20 protein-coding genes and 1 other annotated feature are annotated in these 20,366 nt (G+C 45.8%); of the genes, 5 read left to right on the plus strand and 15 right to left on the minus strand.

Annotated features, from left to right (window positions below; translation table 11 throughout):
* Positions 1-136: 136 nt before the first annotated feature.
* The 5 genes from BUA17_RS16720 to BUA17_RS16740 form a co-directional block, all read right to left on the minus strand.
* On the minus strand, positions 137-424 hold the full coding sequence (locus BUA17_RS16720; RefSeq protein WP_063564467.1) for a hypothetical protein: 288 nt from the start codon (positions 422-424) through the stop codon (positions 137-139).
* A gap of 177 nt (positions 425-601) precedes the next feature.
* Positions 602-1,090: a DinB family protein gene (locus BUA17_RS16725; protein ID WP_063564468.1), complete on the minus strand. Its 489-nt coding sequence runs from the start codon at positions 1,088-1,090 to the stop codon at positions 602-604.
* 26 nt (positions 1,091-1,116) lie between these two features.
* Positions 1,117-2,028, minus strand: a complete 912-nt coding sequence (locus BUA17_RS16730) for a helix-turn-helix domain-containing protein (protein WP_072734447.1) — start codon at positions 2,026-2,028, stop codon at positions 1,117-1,119.
* 221 nt (positions 2,029-2,249) lie between these two features.
* Positions 2,250-3,218 (minus strand): alpha/beta hydrolase, encoded by a 969-nt coding sequence (locus BUA17_RS16735; RefSeq protein ID WP_072734448.1) that lies wholly within the window; start codon positions 3,216-3,218, stop codon positions 2,250-2,252.
* A 28-nt stretch (positions 3,219-3,246) separates the two neighbouring features.
* Positions 3,247-4,311 carry an LLM class flavin-dependent oxidoreductase gene (locus BUA17_RS16740; RefSeq protein ID WP_072734317.1) on the minus strand — a complete coding sequence of 355 codons (1,065 nt, stop codon included), beginning with the start codon at positions 4,309-4,311 and terminating at the stop codon, positions 3,247-3,249.
* A gap of 306 nt (positions 4,312-4,617) precedes the next feature.
* Between BUA17_RS16740 and BUA17_RS16745 the strand changes: the two genes are divergently transcribed.
* The 4 genes from BUA17_RS16745 (at position 4,618) to BUA17_RS30905 (ending at position 7,958) form a co-directional block, all read left to right on the plus strand.
* Positions 4,618-5,202: a TetR/AcrR family transcriptional regulator gene (locus BUA17_RS16745; protein ID WP_072734318.1), complete on the plus strand. Its 585-nt coding sequence runs from the start codon at positions 4,618-4,620 to the stop codon at positions 5,200-5,202.
* Positions 5,203-5,411: 209 nt separating this feature from the next.
* Entirely contained in the window at positions 5,412-5,675 is a 264-nt protein-coding gene (locus tag BUA17_RS16755) for a DUF2642 domain-containing protein (RefSeq protein ID WP_064640066.1), read from the plus strand.
* Positions 5,676-6,044: 369 nt separating this feature from the next.
* Positions 6,045-6,614, plus strand: coding sequence for a hypothetical protein (locus tag BUA17_RS16765; RefSeq protein ID WP_072734321.1), 570 nt, complete (start codon positions 6,045-6,047; stop codon positions 6,612-6,614).
* 744 nt (positions 6,615-7,358) lie between these two features.
* Positions 7,359-7,958, plus strand: coding sequence for an IS3 family transposase (locus tag BUA17_RS30905; protein ID WP_244552175.1), 600 nt, complete (start codon positions 7,359-7,361; stop codon positions 7,956-7,958).
* 306 nt (positions 7,959-8,264) lie between these two features.
* Here the strand turns inward: BUA17_RS30905 and BUA17_RS16780 are convergent, their stop codons facing one another.
* The 8 genes from BUA17_RS16780 to BUA17_RS16815 all read right to left on the minus strand — a co-directional run bounded on the left by BUA17_RS16780 (position 8,265) and on the right by BUA17_RS16815 (position 15,001).
* Positions 8,265-8,966, minus strand: coding sequence for a hypothetical protein (locus tag BUA17_RS16780; RefSeq protein WP_072734322.1), 702 nt, complete (start codon positions 8,964-8,966; stop codon positions 8,265-8,267).
* A gap of 605 nt (positions 8,967-9,571) precedes the next feature.
* Positions 9,572-11,203, minus strand: coding sequence for a chaperonin GroEL (gene groL, locus BUA17_RS16785; RefSeq protein WP_063564477.1), 1,632 nt, complete (start codon positions 11,201-11,203; stop codon positions 9,572-9,574).
* Between the two features lie 73 nt (positions 11,204-11,276).
* Positions 11,277-11,558 carry a co-chaperone GroES gene (groES, locus tag BUA17_RS16790; protein WP_024630746.1) on the minus strand — a complete coding sequence of 94 codons (282 nt, stop codon included), beginning with the start codon at positions 11,556-11,558 and terminating at the stop codon, positions 11,277-11,279.
* A 450-nt stretch (positions 11,559-12,008) separates the two neighbouring features.
* Positions 12,009-12,791, minus strand: coding sequence for a twin-arginine translocase subunit TatC (gene tatC, locus BUA17_RS16795; protein WP_072734323.1), 783 nt, complete (start codon positions 12,789-12,791; stop codon positions 12,009-12,011).
* A 78-nt stretch (positions 12,792-12,869) separates the two neighbouring features.
* A complete protein-coding gene (gene tatA, locus BUA17_RS16800) occupies positions 12,870-13,118 on the minus strand; it encodes a twin-arginine translocase TatA/TatE family subunit (RefSeq protein ID WP_072734324.1) in 249 nt (82 codons plus the stop codon).
* 202 nt (positions 13,119-13,320) lie between these two features.
* Positions 13,321-13,806, minus strand: a complete 486-nt coding sequence (locus BUA17_RS16805) for a MogA/MoaB family molybdenum cofactor biosynthesis protein (protein WP_024630749.1) — start codon at positions 13,804-13,806, stop codon at positions 13,321-13,323.
* 37 nt (positions 13,807-13,843) lie between these two features.
* Entirely contained in the window at positions 13,844-14,347 is a 504-nt protein-coding gene (moaC, locus tag BUA17_RS16810) for a cyclic pyranopterin monophosphate synthase MoaC (RefSeq protein WP_072734325.1), read from the minus strand.
* A gap of 15 nt (positions 14,348-14,362) precedes the next feature.
* On the minus strand, positions 14,363-15,001 hold the full coding sequence (locus tag BUA17_RS16815; RefSeq protein ID WP_072734326.1) for a 5-formyltetrahydrofolate cyclo-ligase: 639 nt from the start codon (positions 14,999-15,001) through the stop codon (positions 14,363-14,365).
* A 278-nt stretch (positions 15,002-15,279) separates the two neighbouring features.
* Here BUA17_RS16815 and BUA17_RS16820 point away from each other — a divergent pair, with 278 nt between their 5' ends.
* Complete coding sequence (locus BUA17_RS16820) at positions 15,280-17,238, plus strand: ABC-F family ATP-binding cassette domain-containing protein (protein WP_063564481.1); 1,959 nt, start codon at positions 15,280-15,282, stop codon at positions 17,236-17,238.
* A 521-nt stretch (positions 17,239-17,759) separates the two neighbouring features.
* Here the strand turns inward: BUA17_RS16820 and BUA17_RS16825 are convergent.
* Positions 17,760-19,316 carry a 2-isopropylmalate synthase gene (locus BUA17_RS16825; protein WP_072734327.1) on the minus strand — a complete coding sequence of 519 codons (1,557 nt, stop codon included), beginning with the start codon at positions 19,314-19,316 and terminating at the stop codon, positions 17,760-17,762.
* 214 nt (positions 19,317-19,530) lie between these two features.
* Positions 19,531-19,875 (minus strand) — a binding site (T-box leader).
* Positions 19,876-19,892: 17 nt separating this feature from the next.
* A complete protein-coding gene (locus tag BUA17_RS31225; RefSeq protein ID WP_170867863.1) occupies positions 19,893-20,042 on the minus strand; it encodes a hypothetical protein in 150 nt (49 codons plus the stop codon).
* Positions 20,043-20,366: the final 324 nt, after the last annotated feature.

Here is a 20,366-nt window from a genome sequence, read left to right on the forward strand (position 1 = left end):
TATCATATCACTGGGGTCGCACATACAATTTCTGAGGCTGTTTCTTGATTGAATCGATATGATGCATCCATAAAAAAAAAGAAAAACCTCTGCCGACAACATGTCCGACAGAGGTTCACAAAGCACGCTACATTCATTAGAAATCAGATGTTGCGATTTGAATTGTGCCTGTTGAAGCACCTGACGGAGTAGTCAACAAAGCAGCTACGAGCAGCAAATCAACAGACAACGTAAGGCTGTTGCCAGCTGGGATCATATACGTGATCACTGGAGCGTTAACACGAGTCACAACCAGATCTACCGGGGCAGTACCAAAATTGTTCACCGTGATGCTGGCATTCGTGCCTCCAGCGAGGTTTTCATAATACGATTTACCCACGCTTGCATCTAAGGCATAAAATTGTTGCGGTAAAAGGATGGCCATGGAAATCACCTCCTTTTGCTTTGATACAGTATTCTATGTTTGGAATCTATTAATGTAACGGTAAAATGACCGTGTGATAACGTCCATTTTAATAGAGACGCTAGAATACTAGACACAAAAAAAGCCCCGCCAGTCATTAGGCGGAGCTAATTACACAAAACTCATATTCTAAGATTTTTAAGCATACAGCATGAAAAAGTTCAACTCATGCCCCTGTTGTTTGAGGTAATTATACAACTGTGAACGGTGATGGAATACGTGAGTTAGCGTTTCAATCTGCCATTGAGCCTGCAAATGACCGTGCTCCATATAGAAGGCTTTGGTTGAGCGGTTCAACAGATCTTCTTCGCTGAGTGATACAATATAAGCTTTGTAGGCTTCCAAATTGCCCCAAAGTGTTGCCTCCAGTTTTTCAATATCCTCGATCCCTGACAGGATATTCTCTACCACACCAACCTCGGCTTCGCTCTTCTCCTGCATAATGGCAAGGTCCGATGCCGTGATTTGAATAAAATGATGGACCAGTTCCACCAGTGAACGCATATTGTCCTGCGGGCGGTACGCCCAATCCTCTGGACGGATCAGGCGGATCAGACTCACCCCCGTACGTACTCCCGTCTCCAATTCATTGAGCAGATGATCCCGAATTTGCAATGTTCCATTCATATATGATATCTCCTTTACTATTATTCTCACGATCTCAGTATATCTGAAGGGGCAACCGACTTATTGTACAAATCGGACAACCTTTGTTGATGTTCCTTGGCAGCGGTCAGCGGGGTTTCCCCATAAAACTTGCGGAATTGACGAATCAAGTGGGCTTGGTCAAAAAAACCATGATTCAGGGCCAGCGCTACCCCATCCGCCGTATGCCCCTGATGAATACTGCCCAGGACACGATGAAAACGAACCACCTCACTGAATCGCTTCGGACTGATTCCGATCCATACTGCAAACTTCCGATGCAGCTGGCGTTCGCTAACAACTTCTCGCATTGCCAGCTCACTGACGCTCATACGTCCCCCATCGATATAGATGCGATGCAGCGCGTTTTTCATCAAATCATTCTCGTATGTATTAGTTTGCACGGATAGTGGACTCAGATAGGCATTCATTACCTGCACCCGTTCTTCAAAGGTTCTTGTTCCAGCCATCCGCTCCTGAAGCTCATTCAACCTGACTGGCCAACATTCCTCAAGCGGAATTCGCATGTCCGTAAATCCTTCCAATGGCAAACCATGAAAGACGTACGCCCCACCCGGAAAAAAACGTACGCCAAATGTGTAATCTGCGGAAGGACTTACATCGGATGCCTCGGGCACAGCAAATGGATGCGTATAGTTGCCACAGTATGCATAGGAATGAGCCGAACGGACCGAGTCGTATGTAATCAGCATGTCCGTGCAGCCATCCGGCAATACCCTAGCGGGCACTGATATAGGTTCCTGATCTTGCTCTCCTGTGTGCGGAATAGAACCGGATTCCCAATAACAGGCTACATGAGCCATTAGGGAGATAGAAGGTATTTGTTCAATATAATACGTGTTCCGATCTGACCCATTCATCTGAATGGGTCTGAACAGCGGATGCAGGCTGGGGTCTATGAACCATCCCTCCGTTACTAGCATTTATGTATTTATCTATCATACCATCAACCGATGAAATGAAGAAAAAAAGTACCCCGCCGGACGATCCGACGGGGCTAGTCACACATCTATTTAACACGAGAAGGGTTTTACAAAACTTATCTTAACCCTGCTACCTTAACGGAATCTGAAATGAAGATGAAAAGAACATCAATTTTTATGGAAAACTCCGGAGACATTTATTGCTCCCATGAAGGATTAAGCGCTCTAGCCATGGCCCGGATATAGTCCTGACTAGCCCGCTGGCTAACTTCCGCATCAGGCACAAATACTTCGAAGCAGTGATAAGCACCGGGATACAGGTGCATTTCGACATCCACTCCCGCTGCCGCAAGGCGTGTCACATAGTCGATTGTCTCGTCTCGAAATAGATCCAGCTGGCCAACACACGTATACATCGGAGGTAACCCTGCCAGATTTTCAGCTCTTGCTGGGACAGCGTAAGAAGGCATGTGGTGTTCTTCGGTATCCCCCAATCCCTCCATCTCTCCTCCAAGGTACATACTCCATGCCTCCAGGTTATTCGTCCGATTCCATGTGGCATTTTGTTCCGTAATTTCATGGCTCGAAGCCGAAATATTCCGATCGTCCAGCATCGGGTACAAAGGCATTTGGAAGATCAGACTCGGCCCACCTTTATCGCGGACCATTTGTGCAAGTGCTGCAGTCAGTCCTCCCCCTCCGCTCGCTCCGGCAATTGCGACCCGCCTAAGATCAATGCCAAGCGACTCTGTTTCGTCCATCATCCATACCAGACCTGCATAGCAGTCATGAAGGGCAGCAGGATAAGGATGCTCAGGAGCCAGACGGTAATCAACCGATACGACTACACAATGAGCCGCTTGTACAAATCGTTCACATAACGCATCATCCATATCTGGATGTCCCAACACATAACCTCCTCCATGAATCCACAACATCGCTGGCAATTTATCTCCAGTACGCTCAGCCGGTTCATATAGTTTGACCAGCATGTCTCCTGCTGCCCCAGCAATAATTCTCTTTGTTGTGCGTACGTCATCCGACTTCTCAATCGGTGGATTCATGAGCATCGCCCGGCTAACCTGCAATACCCCCTTCAAATTAAAGCCCGGAAACTGGGTCAATGCATCTCTTAATTCAGGTACCACCCGATCTACAAAACTCATATGCAATTCCTCCTTCAGTGTATGTTCTTTATGCTCTTTGTCCATTCTCAGCTTCCCACTCAGCCAACTCTGTGCGCACTCGAGGTGCCACCTCTGTTCCGAGCAATTCAATCGCTCTCATCACCTGATCGTGTGGCATCGTGGCAATCGGTACGTACATCATGAAACGTGTAATGCCCACATTCTTGCGAAGGTGAATGATCTTTCGGGCAACCGTCTCTGGATCACCTACATACAAAGCACCGTCATGGCTACGTGCAGCATCAAAGCTGGCACGACTGTAATGTCCCCATCCGCGTTCTTTGCCGATTTTGTTCATGCCCGCCTGGGTAGAAGGAAAGAACAGATCAGCCGCCAGTTCTGTATTTTCAGCCACAAATCCGAGCGAATGCGACCCTACAGTAAGCTTCGAAGCGTCATGTCCGGCATGTGCCGCTGCCTGCTTGTACAACTGTACAAGGGGGCCAAAATTCCTTTCCGGGCTCCCGCCAATAATAGCCAACGTCAACGGAAGCCCCAGCAATCCTGCACGCACCACCGATTCCTGATTGCCCCCGCTGCCAATCCATATGGGCAAAGGGCTCTGCACAGGCCGTGGATATACGCCCAGATTATGTATTGCAGGTCTGTGCCCACCTCGCCAGTTGACTATTTCGGACTTTTGCAGGTTAAGCAGCAGTTCCAGATGTTCATCGAACAGCTCATCATACTCACCTAGCTCATATCCAAACAAAGGGAATGATTCGGTAAAGGAACCCCGCCCTGCCATAATCTCCGCACGTCCATTCGAAATGCCATCCAGTGTGGCAAAATCCTGAAACACACGTACCGGGTCAGCGGACGAAAGTACCGTTACTGCACTAGTCAGCCGAATACGCTTGGTCAGGGATGCAGCTGCGGACAGCACCATCGCAGGGGAAGAAGCCGCATAATCTTTACGATGATGTTCTCCTACGCCAAATACATCCAACCCCACCTGATCGGCAAGCACGATTTCTTCCACCACTTCACGCAATCGCTGTGCGTGACTTATGACCTCACCTGTCCGAAGATCGGGTGTTGTCTCCACAAACGAAGTAATTCCTATTTCCATAACTGATTTCTCCTTATTCAAAATTGGACTATCACTACTCGTAAAATAAATTACCGATCGGTATGTTATTTAGGTAGTTAATATATCTCAGTGTTTCTCTTACTGTCAATCTATTTATTTTGATTAAAAATGTATCTCATTTCTTAAATACATCCTCAAAAAGACGTTGGTTTGACAAATTATTGAGAGTTATATATTATATATCATACTGATGAGTACGAAATATAATTAGCAAAACACGATCTATATGATCCAATACAAAAAAATCTATACTTTAGAAAATATAAGTAACAAGGAGTATTTATTATGGCGAGAACTCGCGAATTTGACGAAGAGAAAGTGCTGGATGCAGCGATGCAGCTTTTTTGGGAAAAAGGATATGAAGCCACTTCATTAAGTGATCTGACTTCAAGAATGGGCATCCAAAGACCCAGTATATATTCCACTTTTGGAGATAAAAGAGAACTGTTCGAAACTTCGCTACGGAAATACACGATGGCTCGTGCCGCAGAGATGCGAACCAGACTGGCGGGTATTACATCGGTTAAAGAGGCCTTTCGTACTTTTTTTGCAGAAATCGTGGACGAAGAATACAACGCAGAGCGACTCAGTCGTGGATGCTTTTGCATCAATACGATGGTTGAGCTTGCACCCCATGATGAGAAATTTGAAATTCTCACCCGGGAACATCAGATGTACCTGTCGGTCATCTTTCAGGAAAATATTGAGCGGGGAATGCGATCAGGGGAACTTAACCCCTCCCTGGACGCTAAGGCTGTCGCGCAAGCACTTATTGTATCCCTAATTGGACTGACCGTTTTCATGAAGTCCCGTCCCAATCGTTCATTTATAGAAAACTCGATTCGAGTCACACTTTCCTTGCTGGATTAAGTCCAAGTGATGATAAGAAAAAATAGCACTGCTGGCTAAAACGCCGGCAGTGCTTCATTCATTTCACTGTAAACTTGACCCTCTGCGATTGGCTGACAAACATAATACCTCATTCGGATTTTCCAAAAGTATATACTTTGGTCAAACGCCCAGTCGTTCGCGTGGGCAATCGCATAGGATGCCGTATAAATGATTTGGGAGGTTTTTTCTTGAATAATTATCAAATGATGCATCCAATGGCTAACTCACATTATGTGCCCCATATGCCCCATAACATTGTCGTTCATCCAGTGGATCATTGCGTAGTCGAAAGTCTAATGTCCCTGGTGGGAAAAGTGGTTATCCTGGAAACGACTCGCGGTAGACTGGATGGATGTGTGGTCGCTGTTAAACATGACCATGTTGTACTAGAGGAAAGAAATAGAAAATTCTTCGTGCGCATTGCCGAAATTGTCTGGATTATGCCTGACTAAATACCGATTGAGGGCTAACGAACCGAACGCCTCTTAACAGGGGGATTAGACCACACTTAAGAGATGATTCCTGTACTGCACAGGGGTCATCTTTTTCGTCTGCTCGCTCTACTGTTCATTTTTTAAAGAGACGAGTACAGGTTTAAAGTTTCTCGAAGGAACATTATAATGAGAGTATGAAATAACGATGCATTACGAGGTGAGAATTTGCAATATCTGTTTACAATACTATTCATCCTAGGCTTTATGGCTTTCTTCGTATTTATTGTTTTGATGGTCCTATCCATGAGGAAACAAAACCGGATACCGATAAAGCATGTTTTGCTAACGGCGGCATGTTTTGCAATTGCTTCGATAGGAATGTATGGCATGTTGGCTTTACCTTCAAATCCTCCGCAATCATCGGGGACAGAACACACGGAGAAACAAGAATCTGGCGCTGTTACAACAGAGGAAGATCACGCACCTCTAACTCAAACGAATGCCTCTGGCTTCCACATGACAACGGAGGAATTCAAAAACAAGTTTAATGGCGCCGTGGGCAAATACCGACTGAATGGTTTGAGTATTACCCGCTTGAATATGAAAGACTCTTCAGAGCAGGGCACTGACGCTTTCGAGTATGTATTCAATGATGAATTACGATTGGTTGGTACATTAAATTTGGATCAAAAAGTACAAGAAGTCAGGTTGTACGAGAATGGTGATGTCAGCGAACCAACGGGTGGAATCTTTTTGACTGCTATCGCTACACTTATTCTGACAACCAATAACGAGTACACGTATAATGATGCGCAAGACGTGATTCAGGATATCGGCATATTGGATCGCGATGTAAGTCAGAGTAATTTTGATGGAGCGAAGGTTCGAAATGGATTTGAATATCGCTTCAGTATTCAAGAGGATATTTCCACTTTTGAAATAACAACTGTTGAGTGAGTTTCAAATGTGCAAACAATTCGTTCAAATAGGAACGACTCCCCCCCCCCCTTCGCCCTTCTGCAAACTGCGTTAGCCTTTCCTTCGTATCCGCTCCTGCATCTGAATAAAGAAAGGCTCCCTAGTGGGAGCCTTTAAACGATTGATGGACAAAGTTGTTAACCTGCCTGTTAACAACAAGGCTATGTAAGGTAAATGTTTCTGATTACTGACCCACTTTGACCAGTAATCTCTTCAATTTCACTCAATATTCCACTTTTCCCCAATCAAGTTGAGCCGTTCTCTCAATCATTATTGAAAAAGACCCTATGCGGCAAACTGGCGTTTGGTATTATCCCCTAAGTAGACACTTAAAAAAACCTTCATTTTATCATGAGGGTTCAAGTGACACTTGGAGGGGATATTTTCATAAAAAAAAAGGAAAACATTTCAGACGTATACCGAAGAGTTTAAATTGAATGCAGTTAGATCATATGTCGAAGGTTCTTCAAGTTAAAAGGTGTCGCTGATTGCGAAAGAATTCGAAACTGTTCACAACTGAAGGTGTGGGTGAAAAAATGGAAAACGGGGAAGCGTTCGATGAGCGAAAAAACAATGTCCCGAATCCACTGAAGGGACGCCCCGTACTGCCTTTAGCAGTGTAGAAGAAGAACGAGACTATCTTCAAGCACAGGTAGATTATTTAAAAAAGCGGTATTCAAATCTAGTAAAGGAGAAGCGCTGAGCCAACGTGAGAACTACGATATCATAGACGAATTGCGCTGCTCGCATGGCATTACACGCTTATTATCGATTACAGGAATACCCCGTTCCAGTTACTACAAATGGCGAGCAACACAGCCGCAGCGAGACGCAATACAAGACCGTGAGCGTGAGAGCAAAGAACACATGATGGCTATTCATTTTACCAACCGAGAGTTTGGTTATCCTCGCATGACAACGGCGTTGTGTGAGGCGGGCCTGAACGTCAATCACAAGAAAGTATGGCGAATCACGCGGGAACTATCTATCCAATCGGTGATTCGCAAGAAGCCGAAGAAGTCCAGCTATACGCCATCTGTCATCTATTCGAATCGCCTGAAGCGCCAATTTCATGCGACAGCACCCCAGCAAAAAATGGTGACCGATATTACCTATATTTCGAATGGAAGCACATTTGTTTACCTGTCCGTGATTCAAGACCTGTTCAACAATGAGATTGTAGCTTGGCAGTTGTCTAAACGGAACGATGTTCAGCTCGTATTGGATACGGTGGAACAATGGACACAAAAAAGAGGCGTTTCAGAAGCCGTGCTCCATTCGGATCAGGGCTTCCAATACACGTCTCAGGCGTACAACTCGTGATTAGAAGCATTCGGCGTCAAGGGTAGCCACTCTCGGAAAGCAACTTGCCTAGATAACGCCTGATCAAATCCTTCTTTTCGCATCTCAAGACAGAGAAGCTGTACCTTAACCAGTGTAATTCAGAAGTAGAGATTCGACAAGCCGTGGAAGATTATATGTACAATTACACCTACGGACGTTTTCAAGCCAAACTCAAACAGCGCGCACCGATTGAATATCGATGCGCACTGGCAGCAGAGCTTTTTTCATCTGTCTACTTAACAGGGGTAAGACCATTATGCAAGGTGGTAGTTTAGTTCTTTATAATTAACCCAATCCCATAAAAAATGATTGAGATTTTGTTACGATATCACCAATACCACCAGAAATTATGCTAAGGGTTCTAGTTCCTTTGATATATATGGAACCTGACCGTCCTGAAAAAGAGGCAGACTGATTAGTCAAGACTGAATCATGAGACCAAGAGTTTCCAGGGTGGAAACCCTGAAGCGAGCTTGAACTACCAGTAACTTTGGTTATATTCCCAGAACTATTTCTATCATAAGACACGGTAGCTGTAATCCAAGAAAGGTTTGCCCCTGCAGCCAATCCATCTCCCCAAACTGTAGCTGTATTGGAATCGGCTGCAGCAGCCCTCGCCTGAGGAGCTGATGACGCTTTAAAGCTTTGGTTAGCAATATCTGAATAATACGTCAGTAGAGCAGCATATTCATCCAAATCATCTACAGTTGTTGCTCCTTTGTTAAGTTGCATATTACTAGCATTTTCAGTTTTCTCTACTGTAAATCCTGTAGCTTTCAAAATTTCTTCTTTCGATTTATATTTTCCTTTCACTTCTTCAAAATACTCTGCTGGCACAACATCACGAACAGATACTGTCTCTACCTCAGTAGAAATTTTCACATCATTAATAGTGGTTGAAACTTCATTAGCACTGGCACTAGCAACACCTAAAGAATTAAGCAACATTGCACTGGATAGCAATACAACTGCTCCCTTTTTCATCATAAAATTACCTCCTAATATTTTGTATTATTGTTATTTTTAACCTTTATAGGTTATATAGAATATGTTACCATAAATACAGAGAATAGTCTACTATTTTAAATAATTTTGTATTTTTTTGTTAAAAGATAGTGTTGATATGATAATTGAACCCTTCTATAGTCAAGCATTCTAACGACTCCTTTTAGGCAAACGATGCAATTAATCTTCTCATTTGCTCTTTCTTATTGCCTTTTGAACTTATCTAGTTTTGGCAGTCTATCTCCTCTTTCGTTATAGATTCCATTTTCAAATGACGGATTGTTATATGAAGTGCGACACCTACTGGAAATAAATAAAAAAGGGCCCATGGCTGGATTCGTGTAGAATGATGTCACCCAGCATATTCAAGTAATTACGGATGTTCACTTTCGTTGTGTTTTTAAACTTACGATCATCCAAAAAATCCTGAAATGCAAATTTCAACAACACAAAAACCACTCCTTAATAAGATATTAAGAAGTGGTCATTGTATCATTTATAATTTGTAACAGTGACTGCTTCACAAACCCTCAATCAAATTGACCGAAAATTTGCTCTGCTAGACACATGAGATAAGGTCAATGACCTTACATCATGCCGCCCATTCCACCCATACCGCCCATGTCAGGAACGCCAGCAGCGCCTGCAGGTTCTGGTTTGTCAGCGATAACCGCTTCAGTAGTCAGGAACATTGCTGCTACGGAAGCAGCGTTTTGCAATGCATAACGTGTTACTTTCGCAGGGTCAACGATACCCGCTTCGATCATATTAACCCACTCGCCAGTCGCAGCGTTGAAGCCTACGCCAGTTTGTTCTTTTTTCAGACGTTCCACGATTACGGAACCTTCTTCGCCAGCGTTAGCTGCGATTGTACGGATTGGTGCTTCCAAAGCGCGCAGGACGATGTTCACGCCTGTTTGCTCGTCACCGGACAGGGCTACGCCTGCAACCGCGTTGTATACGTTCATGAGCGCTGTACCACCACCGGATACGATACCTTCTTCAACCGCAGCGCGAGTTGCGTTCAGGGCATCTTCGATGCGCAGTTTGCGTTCTTTCAATTCTGTTTCAGTAGCCGCACCGACTTTGATTACTGCTACACCACCGGACAATTTAGCCAGACGCTCTTGCAGTTTCTCTTTGTCGAACTCGGAAGTTGTTTCTTCCAGTTGCGTACGGATTTGGCTTACACGTGCATCGATATCGGATTTGTTACCAGCACCGTCAACGATGATTGTGTTTTCTTTCGTTACACGGATTTGACGAGCTGTACCCAGTTGTTCCACAACAGCGGATTTCAGGTCCAGACCCAGTTCTTCCGTGATCAATTGGCCACCAGTGAGGGCAGCGATATCTTGCAGCATTGCTTTACGACGGTCACCAAAGCCAGGAGCTTTAACAGCTACAGCGTTGAATGTACCACGCAATTTGTTCACAACCAGCATCGCCAGTGCTTCGCCTTCGATATCTTCAGCGATCAATACAAGCGGTTTGCCTTGTTGAACGATTTTTTCAAGCAATGGCAAGATTTCTTGCGTGTTGGAGATTTTTTTGTCTGTGATCAGGATGTACGGGTTGTCCAAAACAGCTTCCATTTTGTCCGTATCCGTGATCATGTATGGAGAGATGTAACCGCGGTCGAATTGCATACCTTCAACCACTTCCAGCTCTGTAGCGAATCCACGGGATTCTTCAACAGTGATAACGCCGTCTTTACCCACTTTTTCCATAGCTTCAGCGATCAGTTCGCCTACTTCTTCGTCAGCTGCAGAGATCGCCGCAACTTGTGCGATGGATTGTTTGGTTTCAACTGGTTTGGAGATGGATTGCAGTTCAGCTACAGCAGCTTTAACCGCTTTGTCGATCCCTTTACGGATACCGATTGGGCTAGCGCCTGCAGTTACGTTTTTCAAACCTTCTGTGATCAGCGCTTGAGCCAATACAGTTGCAGTTGTTGTACCGTCACCGGCAACATCATTTGTTTTGGTTGCTACTTCTTTAACCAGTTGTGCACCCATGTTCTCGAATGCATCTTCCAGTTCGATTTCTTTAGCAATCGTTACACCGTCATTCGTGATGAGCGGGCTTCCGAATTTTTTCTCCAGAACCACGTTACGGCCTTTAGGACCGAGTGTTACTTTAACTGCATTAGCCAATGCGTCCACACCACGAAGCATGGAACGACGAGCGTCTTCACTGAATTTAATGTCTTTAGCCATGGTAAGAAAACCTCCCTAGTATATTGTGTAAAATAGTGTTGCTATATGGTTCGGTTAACCGATTAAATTTGAATTAGTCGAGAATCGCGTGAATATCGCTTTCTTTCATAATCAAATATTCTTTACCTTCGAACTTGATTTCTGTACCGGCATATTTGGAGAAAATAACGCGATCTCCTTCTTTCACTTCCAGAGCTACACGTACTCCGTCTTTCAATACTCCTGCGCCAACAGCAATAATTTTACCCTCTTGCGGTTTTTCTTTAGCGGAGTCCGGCAGTACGATCCCGAAAGAAGTTGTTTGCTCTTGCTCCAGTGGTTCTACCAATACGCGTTCACCTAAAGGTCTGATCATGAAAAATAGCCTCCTTTTGAAATTATATAACGTTACATTGTAGGTTGTAGCCATATGTATTAGCACTCGACAGTGTTCAGTGCTAACAACCAACTTTATGATACTTCAACTTGAAGCATGATTTCAAGTCCTTTTCATGAATTCCTGCGAGATTTTACGTTGTATTTACACCAACCCAGCCAAAAAACTCCCGATTGGCCTGCGTAAATGCCATAATACCTCATTAACTTATTCCACAGAATCCGTAAGTCCTCCTGCATCGTTCTCAGGCAACCCTTTTCCATTGTATCCATTGTTGAACATAATATGCCTGCTTGTCCCGTCCATCAGAATATATAACCGTAAAAGTTTGTCGCCCTTCATTTCCCGGGTAAGAACTGGTCGCCTTATCCCGGGACGGGCACCATACAAGATTATCACAGTTACAAAAATCCTATGGAATCTCTCTTGTTATACTACGCTCTGCTTATCCTCGGCACGGATGTAACGGGATTCAGCCTCTGCATCAGCTGCAAGCTGTTTGCGATACACAAAGCCAGACAGAAACACACTGATCTCATATAACAGGAGCAAGGGAATCATCACAAGAAAATCGGAAATAAAGTCAGGCGGTGTGACCACAACCGCAATGAAAATCAGGACAAAATATGCGACTCTGCGCATTTTGCGAAGCCGGATGGGATTCAATATGCGCAGTCCTGTCAGGAACATAATGATTAGCGGAAGTTCGAACAACAGGGATACCGGCAGTACAATGCCAAACAAAAAACTAAAATACTGCTTCATTCCGTAAGTCTCAACAAGCCCCATTTTTTCCGTAATCGATGAAGTAAAAGAAAGTGCCATCGGGAAAACAACGTAATAGGAGAAAGCTAACCCGATCAGAAATAACAGAAATACATAAGGTACATACTTCAACGTGGCTTTTCGCTCACGCGCCCGGAGACCTGGACTGACAAACTTCCAGAGCTGAAACACCGTAAACGGCAGCGTAATGACCAGTGAGAACAGACCAGCAATCTTCATGTAGATGCCAATCCCGTCCCAGAACGAGAATGCATGCAGTACAAAGCCCTGAGCGGTCTCTGCCTTCGTCAGATATTGATACACCGGGTCCGCCACCAGAAAGCCTGCCACCAGCCCCAAAATAAAAATACTCAACACATAAATCAACCGCTTGCGCAGCTCACTCAAATGTTCTGTAAGCGTCATTTCTTCCTTCTGCTGCGTCATGCCTGCCCCCCATTGTTGCCAGCTTAAAATACAAAACCCTTCCGGCAGGAAGGGATTTCTCTTTCATTGCCGTCAAAGTTATTCCGGCAGGCGTTTATCCTCAGGCTTGTCTGCAGATGCCGTATCAGATGCCAGCGGCTTCGCCTTTTCCTGCTCCTTGCGACTGGATGAATCATCATCCGCAATAATCTCACGTGCGCCTTCTTTGAATTCACGGAAAGTGCGTCCGACGGCCCGCCCCAATTCCGGAAGCTTGTTGGGTCCAAACAAAAGCAACGCGATAACGGCCAGCAAAATAAAACCTGTTGGTCCAATGGAACTTAACATTGATATTATTCCTCCTCGTTTCAAGCTTCAAAGATGCACACGCTTGGCCATAAGCTCATAGATGTCTTTGCTTCATTTTGAATTATGTCAATCATACCATAGATGTAACCACTTACATAACCCACATTATTCACAAAAGAGACCCCGACATCCAATCATTTTTCCTGCTTAATTCACACCTGCTACTATAGCTGTTTCACCCTTATTGCTTGAACTGACCCGTAACCATCAACAATGCTTCCGGAAGCTGGTCCATAATGGCCGCCAAATGCTCATGCACACCCTTCGGTGTACCTGGCAGGTTGACAATCAATGTACGTCCGCGAATGCCGCATACGCCGCGGAACAGCATGGCAGAACGATTCTTGCCCATAACACTGTATCTCATGGCTTCAGCCATGCCTGGAACTTCCCGTTCAATAACCCGCCGGGTCGCTTCTGGAGTAATATCACGAATCGCAAGCTCCGTACCCCCAGTGGTCAATACCAAATCAGCGTGAAAATAATCTGTCATTTCAATCAAAGCCGCAATAATCTCATCGGGTTCATCCGGAACGATGCGGTACTCCACGATTTCCCCACCCAGTTCTTCTTCCACAAGTTCCCGGATCACTTGGGCACTCGTATCCTCACGTTCCCCGCGGGCCCCTTTGTCGCTGGCTGTCAGGATTGCTGTTCTCCACACCATAAAGATCACCCTTCTCCTCTATGAAAATAAATGTCCCTTATCGGCTGAAATCGCCGTTTTTGCCACCACTCTTGGAATTAAGCATGGTTGGACCGATAATCATATCTTTTTGCATGGCTTTACACATGTCATAGATCGTCAGTGCCGCAGCCGACGCCGCCGTGAGCGCCTCCATCTCGACACCTGTCTTTCCTTCGGTTTTGACCGTAACTTCAATCTGCAATTCATCGACACCGTTGTCATGAAAACGAATATCCACACCCGTCAATGCCAATGGATGGCACATCGGAATCCAGTCCGACGTTTTCTTGGCGCCCTGAATGCCCGCAATTTGAGCCACAGCCAGAACGTCACCTTTGCCGATTCGGCCCTCCCGAATCGCTTCAAGCGTAGCCGGACTCATCGTCACTTTGGATACCGCAACAGCTGTACGCACGGTACTTTCCTTACCCGAAATATCAACCATCCGAGCTCGTCCCTGTTCATTAAAATGAGTCAGTTTATTGCCCGAAGCCTGGTCGTTATTCGTTTCTGAATTCAATCACATCACAACCCTTTATTCGATATGTAATATACCTTCGGTTGTTATCAACAGATCAATTCGCAGATCAAGTGGGTCCATCGGAATTTCATCCTGTAGCTGGCCTGGCAATACCAATGCAGCCATCCGTGGCCTTTTGTCCGTCATCGCACATTTCGCTGCAAGTGTCTCTGCAAAACGATCATAATAACCGCCGCCATAACCAATGCGCCCTCCATGAAGGTCATATCCCAGCCCCGGTACTATGATAAGATCAATATCCGGCCAGCTTTCAGGTTGCAGCACTTCAGAGGAATCCTTGGGTTCAGGTATCCCCCATATTCCCGGCTGAATATCCTGTTCACCCATGACACGTCGCAATTCCATGCGAGCCGGATTCGTCAGCACTTTCGGCGCGAGCATCTGATCTCCATGCTTCCAGCCTTCTTCAAATAAAAAAGCTGTAGATGCTTCGCTTCCATAAGACAAATAGCTGAAAATCATAAGCCGCTTGTTCCCCAGCTTCCATTTGTCCCGTCTAAGGCGCTCCAGCTCCCGTTTCGTCACATCATTAATCTCACTCATCGCCTGCTGACGCATGCTTTCATCCATCAGATCCCGGCTCTGTCTCAGCTTGGAACGAAGACGGATTTTCTGTTCCGTATGATCCTGCATGTCCTTGAATAACCTCCTGTTGATCGGGAAGGTAAACTAGCTCTCAATTAAAACCATTTATATGTTATGCACCAGTTGTCATCGTGTTGGAATCGTTAAAATGATTCATTTTCTGCAAAATCCTCATGTATTAACATGCCTTCTTTCAGTTTATCATTGATTGACCAAAAAGACTACACGCTCCAAGCACTCCTAATCGGTGCATTTGCTCTGTATTTCATGTAAACTGGGATATAGTTGTCATATCAAGAACTGGACCTATGGAGGAACTTAATTTTATGCTGCTGCAAGTATCCGGAATTATCAAACGTTTTGGTGTCGATCCAATCCTGGACGGCGTGAACTTACAAATATTAGAACGCGAGCGCATCGGACTCGTTGGTGTTAACGGCGCAGGGAAATCCACTTTACTCAAAATTGTGGCTGGAGAAATGTCCTACGATGGTGGGCAGATTTTCAAATCCAAGGAAACAACGCTTGGTTACCTCGCTCAGAACAGCGGACTGCAATCCGATCGCTCCATATGGGAAGAAATGATGAACGTATTCGGCCACCTGACTCAGGCGGAAGCAGATTTGCGTCAGATGGAACAGGATATTGCTGATCCCGCGCAAATGGAAGATGAAAAAAAGTATGCCGATCTGCTTGAGCGTTATGCGAAACGCTCGGACTGGTTCAAGGATCATGGCGGTTATGAAATGGAAACCCGCATTCGCAGTGTACTGCACGGGATGGGCTTCGGTGAATTCTCACCAGATACCCAGATTGCCACACTGAGCGGCGGGCAAAAGACACGTCTTGCGCTTGCTCGCATTTTGCTTCAGGCCCCTGATCTGCTCATGCTGGACGAGCCTACCAACTATCTCGATATCGCCACCCTGACGTGGCTCGAAGATTACCTGAGAGGTTATTCTGGCGCCCTGCTGGTTGTATCTCATGACCGGTATTTCCTTGATCGGCTTGTAACGAACATCGTGGAGATCGAACGGCACCGCTCCAAAAAATATACGGGCAATTACAGCCGGTACATGGAACTGAAAGCTGCCGAGTACGAAAGCCAGATGAAGCAATACGAGAAACAACAGGATGAAATCTCCAAGATGGAGGAGTTTGTTCAGAAGAATATCGTCCGTGCTTCAACAACCAAACGGGCACAGAGCCGCCGCAAGGCACTCGACAAGATGGATCGACTCGACAAACCGATGGGAGATTTGAAGAAAGCTCATTTCTCGTTCGAACCGGCTGTGATGTCCGGCAAGGAAGTGCTCCGTGTGGATCAGCTTTCCGTTGCCTACGATGAGGCTTCGCCGTTATTCCGCAATGTATCTTTTGATCTAAGACGCGGGGAAACGGTTGCTTTGATCGGTCCGAACGGTATCGGAAAATCTACCTTGCTCAAATGCCTCACCGGAAGTTTGCGCCCTGTAAGCGGTGAGATCCAATGGGGTACCAAGGTGCAGATTGGCTATTATGATCAGGAGCAGACGGGACTTAATCCTTCCAATACCGTATTGGAAGAACTGTGGAGCGCATATCCAGGTATGGAAGAATCACGGATTCGTACGGTACTAGGCAACTTCCTGTTCAGTGGAGATGATGTACTCAAAAAGATCTCATCTCTTAGCGGTGGAGAAAAAGCTCGTGTCTCCCTCTCCAAGCTCATGCTCAAGGAAGCCAATATGCTCATTCTGGATGAGCCTACGAACCATCTCGACCTGTTCGCCAAAGAAGTGCTTGAAGCGGCGCTGATGGACTATGAGGGCACATTGCTGTTCATCTCGCATGACCGGTATTTCCTCAATAAAATGGCTGAACGTATTGTCGAGCTGCATCCCGGCGGAACAGAGCATTACCTCGGCAATTATGATGATTATGTAGAGAAGAAACAGGAGCTTGAAGATATTGCGCGCGAAGCTGCTGAAGCACGCCAGGCCTCTAACAAAAACTCAGCCAAATCAGATCCAGGTCTATCCGCAACCGAAAAATCCGGTGCCGCCTCATTCGAAGCGGACAAGCAGGCCAAGCGCGAAGAACGTAACCGGCAACGCAAGCAGGAAGCTCTGGAACAACAGATTGCGAAGCTGGAAACGGAGATTACAGAGCTTGAGGCTCAGATGGCTCTGCCTGAAATATATCAGGACTACATGAAGCTGCAAGAGCTTCAGGAGAAAGCGGAGGATCACAAGCTTCAACTTGCCAAGGCTTATGAAGAGTGGGAAGAATTAGCTTTGGAATAAGAAAAAAACAAAATAGACTGGATTTTATATCAAAAGCTGATTCCTTACGGGATTGGCTTTTTTTGAGCATAAAGCGAGACAGATTTGAGTAGGATGATTCCCTATTTGTCAAATCCACTCGAATCAAGTAAAATATTTTTACGTTGTAAAGCCTCTAATTTATCCACAAGAAAGCAAGATAGCAAGCAATCCAATTCATTTAATTATACGGCGGTAGAATAGCTTTTTTTGCACAAAAACCATATTTATCCACCGAGTTATCCACATTATCCACAACTTTGTGAATATAACTCGACCATTTTATCCCCTAAAGCCTTTTATTTTCGAAAACATTACTGGTTTGAATTTGAGATAGTTACCCACAATTTACACTGAATATGTGGATAACTATAATCACACCTTGACAAACACATTCGTTCTTTCAAATTTTTCTCCTATAAAAGGACAAAAGCAGACCTCTGTATTTAAGGCCTGCCTCTGGTTTATTTTGACATAAAGTTATGTGATTTACTGGAGTACTATTACGCGTGCACTGATTCATCACTTTCGGAAGACTCCGCCTTCAGTCCGGCCGCATTGCAAGCTGCTACATAAGCCAAACCGGCTGCCATGACAATATCATTGTGCGTGGCAGTTCCTCTGAATTCACGTCCTGCACGTTCCACAGTAACTGCAGCTTCTGCACTCGCAGCCTCTCCTCCACTCAGTGCGTGCATTTCCATATCGACAAAAGTAATGTCGTCCGAGATACTTTGACCAATCGCACGAATCGTTGCATCTACCGGACCACCGCCAACCGCAGAATAGGATTGCTCCCCTGCGCTCGTGCGAATACGAACTGCTGCCATTCGATCCGTCATGCTGCCGGCCGTAACCTGCAATTCAACCAGTTCATAATCCTGGGCAGGAATATTCATGGTCTGGCTCACCATCTGCAATAACTGGTCATCACTGACCACTTTCTGTTGATCGGCAGTTTCTTTAAATATCTCATACAGCTGTTCCATTTGCTGCTCATCCGGTTCAAAGCCATATTTACGAACCCGATCTTTCAAAGCGTGACGACCGGAATGTTTGCCCAGAATAATCATGCTGCGTGGAATTCCCAGCGCTTCCGGGTCCATAATCTCATACGTACTCCGATTCTTAAGCAGACCATCCTGATGAATACCAGACTCATGCTGGAAGGCATTGCGCCCTACCACCGGTTTGTTGTATGCAATTGGGAAATGCATCGCACGGCTAATCTGACGGGATGTCTCATACATCTGGTTCAGTTTGATATTTGTCGTTGCGCCAATAACATCTCCCCGCGTCTCCAGAGCCATAATCAGCTCCTCCAATGCACAGTTACCCGTCCGTTCGCCCACACCGTTGATGGTTACTTCGATCTGGGAAGCACCGTTGGCAATCGCAGCCAGACTGTTGGCAACCGCAAGGCCCAAATCATTATGACAGTGGGCGCTGTATCGAACCTTATCTCCGCCTCTTGCGCCCTCACGTACCTGACGGAACATCTCTCCATATTCATGTGGCAGTGCGTACCCAACCGTATCTGGCAAATTGATAATACTTGCTCCCGCTTCAATGGCTACTTCGACCATCTCGATCAAATCATCCATCTTTGTGCGAGCCGCATCCATGGCAGTGAATTCCACAATATCCGTGAACTGACGTGCATAGGAGACCATCTCCCGGGCGGTAGCTACGACTTCGCTGCGCGGACGGCGCAATTGATGCTCAATATGAATGTCCGAAGAGGAAATAAACAAGTGAATCCGGCGGCGCGATGCGTCAGCCGTTGCTCGAACGGCTGCATCAATATCCCCTTTGACCGCACGCGCAAATCCGCAAATCTCCACGTTTTGCAGTTGTCTGGAAATCGCCTGAACCGCCGCGAACTCACCTGGACTTGAGATCGGGAATCCAGGCTCGATGACGTCAATGCCCAGAGAAGCCAATTGATGTGCCAGTTCAATTTTTTGTTCAGGCTGCAGACTCGCTCCCGGTGCTTGTTCTCCATCGCGCAGTGTTGTATCAAAAATCTCAATCATCCGTTTGTTATTGTTCTTTGTCATATTCATCAACCTCCATCAAATTTGAATGTATATTGGATTTTTGGGATCGGAACGAGGGGGTTCACTTCCCGTTTTCTATGTTTATTCATTTTGCATTCCATGCTGGCGTGCACGTCGACTTGCACGCCAGTCTTATTTCTTTCTAAACCATGATTATGGATTCCCATCGCCCACCCTGCTGCCGGCAGCAAACACAAATAACCCGCCATCTCATCTAAGAGACGGCGGGTTATTATCCCTCCGCGGTACCACTCTTGCTTGATGGGCCGGGCTTGCGCCAGGCACCATCCACCTCGTCGTCTCCGGCCCAGATCCATTGCAGCTGCGTAGACGCAACAATAACAACCGATCCAGCCGGAGAAACACCATATAACGGAGGTTAGCCGTTGCTGTGTACCACGATGTCCTTTGGTTACAAGGACAAGGTATGAGACATCGTCTCACTGCTTCCACAGCTCCGTTCCCGGGCGAGATTCGAACGATTCCAGCCACTGCGTCGCACCACCCCGCAGCTCTCTGTGCGCTTTATCGTTTTACTGCTCCCGTTCATTACATTTATGATATGTGACCATGAATTTAATCACCATTTTGAAAATCAAAAAAGCCTGCCATCTCCTGCAATAATGCAAGAGACGACAGGCTGTTCACCTTCGCGGTACCACTCTTGTTGACTTTCATTTCCTTCGAGCTGATCCTGTATGCGTCCATACCGTTATCATTGCCCAAAGTGACAAAAGCCCCCTCAGTTATTGTTGATCTTCTACCGATATGTCATCCGGATTCCATCAACAACGGCCCATTCACGGAGGCAACCCGTAACCATGTACTTTGGGCCATCATCGGCCTTCGGCTTCTCCCGAGGAGTTACCGTGTTCCATCGTTCCGCTTCCAGGTGAGTTTCAGGTTTCCTTCGACTGCGTTGCACCACACCGCAGCTCTCTAAGACCGGGAAATACCCTACTGTTCCTGTTCATTGCGTTTCAGTTCAGGAATCATAATTCCTGTTTTAATTTGTAATTAATATACAGTCTTCACTTGAGGCTGTCAAGT

The organism is Paenibacillus sp. ov031 (assembly GCF_900143165.1).
In the GTDB taxonomy this organism is placed as follows: Bacteria; Bacillota; Bacilli; order Paenibacillales; family Paenibacillaceae; genus Paenibacillus; species Paenibacillus marchantiae.